General features: G+C 72.9%; 5 protein-coding genes. All 5 read right to left on the bottom strand.

The genetic code is table 11. From position 1 onward, the window contains the following. Nucleotides 1–6: 6 nt before the first annotated feature. The gene (locus ACOJUF_RS10410; RefSeq protein ID WP_420121782.1) at nt 7–594 is read right to left on the bottom strand and encodes an HIT family protein; all 588 of its coding nucleotides are present in this window, start codon (nt 592–594) and stop codon (nt 7–9) included. Next, on the bottom strand, nt 587–2,671 hold the full coding sequence (gene thrS, locus ACOJUF_RS10405; RefSeq protein ID WP_420121781.1) for a threonine--tRNA ligase: 2,085 nt from the start codon (nt 2,669–2,671) through the stop codon (nt 587–589). Before thrS ends, ACOJUF_RS10410 begins: the two co-directional genes overlap by 8 nt. Nucleotides 2,672–2,809: 138 nt before the next feature. Continuing rightward, nucleotides 2,810–3,208: an SHOCT domain-containing protein gene (locus tag ACOJUF_RS10400; RefSeq protein WP_420121780.1), complete on the bottom strand. Its 399-nt coding sequence runs from the start codon at nt 3,206–3,208 to the stop codon at nt 2,810–2,812. 79 nt (nt 3,209–3,287) lie between these two features. Continuing rightward, a complete protein-coding gene (locus tag ACOJUF_RS10395; RefSeq protein WP_420121779.1) occupies nt 3,288–3,728 on the bottom strand; it encodes a DUF6325 family protein in 441 nt (146 codons plus the stop codon). Nucleotides 3,729–3,754: 26 nt separating this feature from the next. Then, on the bottom strand, nt 3,755–5,109 hold a 1,355-nt coding region (locus ACOJUF_RS10390; RefSeq protein WP_420121778.1), incomplete at its 5' end, for a peptidoglycan-binding domain-containing protein.

The following is a 5,109-nucleotide window of genomic DNA, read 5'->3' as shown; positions in this document are numbered from 1 at the left end:
CCGGCGTCAGGACGCGGCCGGCCAGGCGGCGGCCAGCAGCCCGCGGGTGTCGGCCAGCAGCTGCGGCAGCACCTTCGTCTGGCCGATCACCGGCATGAAGTTGGCGTCGCCGCCCCACCGGGGCACCAGATGCTGGTGCAGGTGGGGGGCGATGCCGGCGCCGGCCGCCGACCCGGCGTTGATGCCGATGTTGAAGCCGTGCGGCGCGCTGACCGACCGGACGACCTCGAGGGCGCGCCGGGTGAACGCGCTGAACTCGGTGAGTTCTCCGGCGTCCAGGTCGGTGTAGTCCGGGATGTGCCGGTAGGGCACGACCAGCAGGTGACCCGGGTTGTACGGGTACAGATTGAGCACCGCGTACACCCGCTCACCCCGGGCGACGATCAGGCCGTCCTCGTCGGACAGGGACGGGATGCGGCAGAACGGGCAGCCCGGGTCCGGCCGGGCGGCACCCGAGTCCCCCGCCCCGCCGCTGACGTAGGCCATCCGGTGCGGGGTCCACAGCCGGGCCAGCTGGTCGGGCACGCCGATGCCGTCCTGGGCGACCAGGTCGCCCGGGCCCGGGTCCGGCCCGGTGGGGCCGGTCTCACCCATCCACGCCGCCGGTCGCCGGCCGCAGGTGCGCGAACGCCGCCGCGGTCGGCGCGTCGTTGCGCCGCTGCTGCACCCACTCGACGATCGCCTCGACGGCCGCCGCGGTGGGCACCCCGTTGACCTGGGTACCGTCCCGGAACCGGAACGACACCGCGCCGGCCGCCACGTCCTTCTCCCCCGCCAGCAGCTGGAACGGCACCTTGGCGGTCGTGTGGTTGCGGATCTTCTTCTGCATGCGATCGTCGGAATGGTCGGCCTCGGCGCGGATCCCGCGCGCGACGAGCGCGTCGACGACCGCCTGCACGTGGTCGCCGAAGGCGTCCGCCACCGGGATCCCGACCACCTGCACCGGCGAGAGCCAGGCCGGGAACGCCCCGGCGTAGTGCTCGGTCAGCACGCCGAAGAACCGCTCCACCGACCCGAACAGCGCGCGGTGGATCATCACCGGACGCTGCTTGGTGCCGTCCGAACCGGTGTACTCCAGCTCGAACCGTTCGGGCAGGTTGAAATCCAGCTGGATGGTGGACATCTGCCAGGTCCGGCCGAGCGCGTCGCGCGCCTGCACCGAGATCTTCGGGCCGTAGAACGCGGCCCCACCGGGATCGTCGACCAGGTCCAGGCCGGACTCCCGGGCGACCTGCGCCAGGGTCTCGGTGGCCACCGCCCAGTTCTCGTCGGTGCCGACGTACTTCTCCTCGTTCCGGGTGGACAGCTCGAGGTAGTAGTCGTCCAGCCCGTAGTCGGCCAGCAGTTCCAGCACGAAGGTCAGCAGGCTGCGCAGCTCGTCGCGCATCTGCTCGCGGGTGCAGAAGATGTGCGCGTCGTCCTGAGTCATGCCCCGGACCCGGGTCAGACCGTGGATGACGCCGGACTTCTCGTACCGGTAGACGGTGCCGAACTCGAACATCCGCAACGGCAATTCGCGGTAGGACCGCCCGCGCGAGCGGAAGATCAGGTCGTGCATCGGGCAGTTCATCGGCTTGAGGTAGTAGTCCTGGCCGGGCCGGCGCACCTCCCCGTCCGGACCGAGCTCGGCGTCCAGGTGCATGGCCGGGAACATGCCGTCCCGGTACCAGTCCAGGTGGCCCGAGATCTCGTACAACCGCCCCTTGGTGATGTGCGGGGTGTTGACGAACGAGTAGCCGGCGGCGACGTGCTTGGCCCGCGAGTAGTCCTCCAGCTCCTTGCGGATGATGCCGCCCTTGGGATGGAAAACGGCCAGGCCGGAACCCAACTCGTCCGGGAACGAGAACAGGTCCAGCTCGACGCCGAGCTTGCGGTGGTCGCGCCGCTCGGCCTCGGCGTGCCATTGCTGGTAGGCCGCCAACGCCTCGGCGGATTCCCAGGCGGTGCCGTAGATCCGCTGCAGCTGCGGGTTCTTCTCGCTCCCCCGCCAGTAGGCCGCCGCGGACCGGGTCAGCTGGAACGCCGGGATGAATCGGGTGGTCGGCACGTGCGGGCCACGGCACAGGTCGCCCCAGATCCGTTCACCGGTGTGGGCGTGCAGGTTGTCGTAGATGGTCAGCTCGCCGGCGCCGATCTCGACCGATTCCTCCGCCGACTGCGCACCGGTGGCATCCGACTTCAGGTCGATCAGTTCGAGCTTGTACGGCTCGCCGGCGAGCTCCGCGCGGGCGTCGTGCGGGGTGCTGACCCGGCGCGAGAAGCGCTGTCCGGCCTTGACGATCCGCTTCATCCGCTTCTCGAGGTCGGCCAGGTCCTCCGGGGTGAACGGGCGGTCGACGTCGAAGTCGTAGTAGAAGCCGTCCTTGACCGGCGGGCCGATGCCCAGCTTGGCCTCCGGGAACTTGTCCTGGACCGCCTGGGCCAGCACGTGCGCCGCGGAGTGCCGGATCACCGAGCGGCCGTCGTCGGTGTCGGCGGCGACCGCCTCCACCTCGGCGTCGGACTCCGGCGCCCAGCTCAGGTCACGCAGCCGGCCGCCGCCGTCCCGGACGACGACCACGGCCTGCGGGCCGGTGCTCGGCAGGCCCGCCTCGCGCACCGCGGCGCCCGCCGTCGTGCCCGCCGGGACCCACACGCGCGCGGCGGGCGGGGCGATGGGGGCGCTGGACACGGGTACTCCTGGGGCTCGGCCGGCGGGTGCCGGAGGTGAAACGAAGGGCACCGCGATGCTAGCCCGGTTCGCTCCGGCACCTCGCCCGCATTCCCCGTGCGCACGGCCCCGTCCGGGCTCCGTGCGCACGGGGGGCGATCAGCTGCCCAGGATCTTGGCCTTCGACGCCTGGAACTCGGCGTCGGTGAGCACGCCGGCCTCCTTCAGCTCGCCCAGCTTCTTGAGCTGCTCGAGCATGTCGTCGGTCGACAGCGGCTCGGCCGCGGGAGCCGCCGGCGGCTCGGGCGGCGGGGCGTACTGGGGCTGCGCGTACTGCGGCTGCGCGTACTGGGGCTGGGCGTACTGCTGCGGCGGCGGGGCGTACTGGGGCGGCGGCTGCTGCTCGTACTGCTGCTGCTGCTCGTACTGGGCCGCTTCCTCGGCCTGCTGGTCCTTGGCCGCCCACCGGTTGGCCTGCCGCCGCGAGACGCGGTTGGACACGGCGGTGGCGGTGCCGGCGATGGCGGCGGTGCGGGCGATCCCGCGGAGAAGTCCCATGGTGATGTCTGCCTTTCGGGCGTGAGCGTGCGGAACGGAGACGGGTGCGGCAAGCCGGGTCGAGCCGGCAAAGGCCGGGTCAGGCCGGAGCCGACTCCAGGCTGTCCAGGGTGGCGATGACGTCCTGGACCGGGATCCGGCCGTCGGCCAGCACCCGGGCCCCGTGATTGCGCATCGCGGTGACGAACGGCCCGGCCCAGGTGTTCTCGTAGATCATGACGCCGACGGCCGTTCCCTCGGGCACCAGCGCGGCGGCTTCGGCCAGGTCCTCGTCGCCGAGCAGCCCGGACGAGACGCCCTCGAAGACGGCGAGGTCGAGCACCCCGTCGTGGTCCAGATCGGCCAGGGCGACCCCGGAGAACGTGCCGTCCGGCCCGCCGATGACGAACCGGAGGTCCAGGATCCGGATGATCCCCCGATTGACCAGGTCCAGCAGGGCGGCGAAGCCCTCACCGGTGATCTTGGCCTGGGGAAACTCCAGCGCCAGGTAGTCGATCGGTCCGATGTCCTGTTCTGCCATGTGCATCTTCCTTCCGTGGTGTCCCGTCAGCCGGTCGTCGGTTCCGGGGTGGTGGGCGGCTCGGGGGGGATCTCGCTCGGGACCTTGGTCGTCTTGACGGTCTCGGTGGCCGTCTCCGTCCGGGTGGCCGTCTCGGTCGCGGTGCTGGTCTTGATGCTGGTCTCGGTGGCCGTCTCGGTCTGCTTGGCCGTCTCGGTCTGCGTCGCGGTGACCGTGGCGGGCGCCGCCGATCCGGCCGCCTCGAGTTCGGCCAGCCGGGCCCGGAGGGCGGCGATGGTGGCGGGATCGACCTGACCCGTGGCGGGGACGCCCAACGCGGTCTGGGCCTGCGTCAACGACTGGGTCAGCGCATCCGTCCACTGCCCGTCGACCGGCCCGGTCCAGTACCCCATCAGGGACAGCACCGCCTGCAGGGCCGCCGTCTCCGCCGCCGTCTGCGCCGCCGCCTGCTGGCCGACCGCGGCCAGCCGGGCGGCCAGCGCGCGGGCGGTCGCCTCGTCGACGAATCCGGTGACGGCCAGGCCGCTGTCGGCCTGCAGCTGCTCGACGGCGGCCACGGTCTGCGGACCGTAGATGCCGTCGATCGGACCCGGGTCGTAGCCGGCCAGTTGCAGATCCTTCTGCAGGGCCAGGGTGTAGGCGTTGAGCGCGACCGCCGCCTGCGCCTGCCGCTCGTCGGAGAAGCAGCCGGCGTCCCCGAGCAGGTTCAGCCAGGCGATCTGCAGGGCCAGCGCCGCCGAGTTGTAGGCCGCCCCGGCGGACACCAGCGGGGTCGCCGAGTTGATGCCGTTCGCGGTCTGGGCCAGATCCTGCTCGGCCTGCCGGACCCGGTCGATCGACGCCGCCGGGACCGGCGCCGGCGTGGTGACGGCCGGCGGCGCGCTGTCGGTGGCCGGCGCGCTGTCGGTGGCCGGCGCGCTGTCGGTGTCGGGAGCGGGGCCGGCGGCCGGCGACCCGGTCGGGCCGGCCGTCCCGCCGGCCGAGGCGCCGGCCTCGGTCACCGCGTCGGCCAGCGCGGCCTGGGCGTCGGCGAGCTCCTGCTCCGCAGCGGTCAGGCCGGTGCGGGCGCTGTCCACGGCCTCGCCGGCCGTGACGACGTCCTCGCGGGGGGCGACCAGATCCGCCCCTAGGGTCTGCACGTCGCCCACGGTCGCGGCGGCCTGGGTGAAGACCCGGCCGTAGCGGTCGAGGGTCTGCACGTAGCCCTCGGCGGTGCCGCAGAAGCTCTGATGGGCCGCGGTCAGCGCCCCCTGCGCCTGCGTGACGGCGGCGTTGGCGCTGTCGACGCGAGCCAGCGCCGCCCTGACCGGGTCGGTGGGCGGAGCCGTGGGGGGGGCGGCGGGGCCGGCGTTGCCACAGGCCGCGACGACCACCGCGCCAC

Source organism: Nakamurella sp., from assembly GCF_048594475.1.
GTDB lineage: Bacteria > Actinomycetota > Actinomycetes > Mycobacteriales > Nakamurellaceae > Nakamurella.
This window is presented reverse-complemented; position numbering and strand designations above follow the sequence as displayed.